Raw genomic sequence first — 1411 nt, 5'->3', positions numbered from 1 at the left:
AACCGGGTGACGGCGTCGGGCTGACCGGAATGGTCTGCTGCGCCTGCACTGCAGTAATCGAGAGCGCGGCCAGGGCAATGACCGTTAGAATGGTGCGCTTCATCAAGGGCTCCGTTTGGCCTCTAGTCTGCGCTCAGGCTACTCCCAACGGGCCTGCTTGCCTTCCCCCTTGTAGAGATTTCCATGAAACGTTTCGTTCTGCTCGACACCACGCCGATCCCTGACAACGGTGGCGCCCTGTGCCTGTTCGAGTATGGCGAGGATTTCGTCATCAAGATCCAGGGCGGCGACGGCGGGCAATTGATGAACACGCGCATGCACGGTTCCGAAGATGCGCTGGCCGAGATTCCTTGCCGCAAAGTCGCCGGACGGCCGCACTCGCGGGTGTTGATCGGCGGCCTGGGCATGGGCTTCACCCTTGCCTCGGCGCTCAAGCATCTGGGCAAAAGTGCCGAAGTGGTGGTCGCCGAACTGGTCCCGGGCGTCGTCGAATGGAACCGTGGGCCGCTGGGGGAAAAGTCCGGGCGGCCGCTGCTCGATCCGCGCACGGTGATCCGTCAGGACGACGTGGCCAAGGTGCTGCAAAGCGAACCGAACGGCTTCGACGCGATCATGCTCGACGTCGATAACGGTCCTGAAGGCCTGACCCAGAAGGCCAACAGTTGGCTGTACTCCGCCGCTGGCCTTAATGCCTGCGCCAAGGCCCTGCGCCCCAAAGGCGTGCTCGCCGTATGGTCAGCCAGCGCCGACCGACAGTTTTCCGACAAATTGAAGAAAGCCGGTTTCAAGGCCGAAGAAGTCCAGGTGTTCGCCCACGGCAACAAGGGCACCCGCCACACGATCTGGATTGCCGAGAAGCTCAAGGGCTGAGCTAAACTCTGCACATATCCGTCATTAGTCTTTTTACAAAGGTGAACCCATGAGTTCGTCCACCCCGACCAACACGTCGAAGCTCGATCGCATCCTTGCCGACAACCAGCGCGACAAGGAAATGGGCTACCGCGACAAGGCCCTGAAGATGTACCCGCACGTCTGTGGCCGCTGCACCCGTGAATTTTCCGGCAAGCGCCTGAGCGAACTGACCGTGCATCACCGCGACCACAACCACGACAACAACCCGCAGGACGGCTCGAACTGGGAATTGTTGTGCCTGTATTGCCACGACAACGAACACTCGCGCTACACCGATCAGCAGTATTTCAGCGAAGGCTCGCTGAGCACGCCGAAGATCGCCAAGGCTACGCACAACCCGTTTGCTGCATTGGCCGGCCTGATGAAAAAAGAAGACTGAAGATCTTCAGCGCCTGAACAGGCCCAATCGCTGGCAAGCCAGCTCCCACAATGATTTTGGTCGCTCACAAATTTTGTGAACACCCGAGATACCTGTGGGAGCTGGCTTGCCAGCGATAGG

2 protein-coding genes are annotated in these 1411 nt (G+C 59.8%); both read left to right on the top strand.

From position 1 onward, the window contains the following. The first annotated feature begins 183 nt into the window (after positions 1-183). The gene (locus tag DBR24_RS28625; protein WP_123465506.1) at positions 184-870 is read left to right on the top strand and encodes a spermidine synthase; all 687 of its coding nucleotides are present in this window, start codon (positions 184-186) and stop codon (positions 868-870) included. A gap of 49 nt (positions 871-919) precedes the next feature. Continuing rightward, the gene (locus tag DBR24_RS28620; protein ID WP_007911336.1) at positions 920-1291 is read left to right on the top strand and encodes a YajD family HNH nuclease; all 372 of its coding nucleotides are present in this window, start codon (positions 920-922) and stop codon (positions 1289-1291) included. Positions 1292-1411: the final 120 nt, after the last annotated feature.

Origin of the sequence: Pseudomonas sp. HMWF006 (assembly GCF_003061205.1) — a bacterium.
In the GTDB taxonomy this organism is placed as follows: Bacteria; Pseudomonadota; Gammaproteobacteria; order Pseudomonadales; family Pseudomonadaceae; genus Aquipseudomonas; species Aquipseudomonas monsensis.
Note: the sequence above shows the minus strand (reverse complement) of the source record. Positions and strands in the feature narration are given on the sequence as shown.

What these genes read in the sequence shown, in the direction of transcription:
- DBR24_RS28625 (WP_123465506.1), top strand. Translation starts at nt 184, where the DNA reads ATGAAACGTTTCGTTCTGCTCGACACCACGCCGATCCCTGACAACGGT.
- DBR24_RS28620 (WP_007911336.1), top strand. Translation starts at nt 920, where the DNA reads ATGAGTTCGTCCACCCCGACCAACACGTCGAAGCTCGATCGCATCCTT.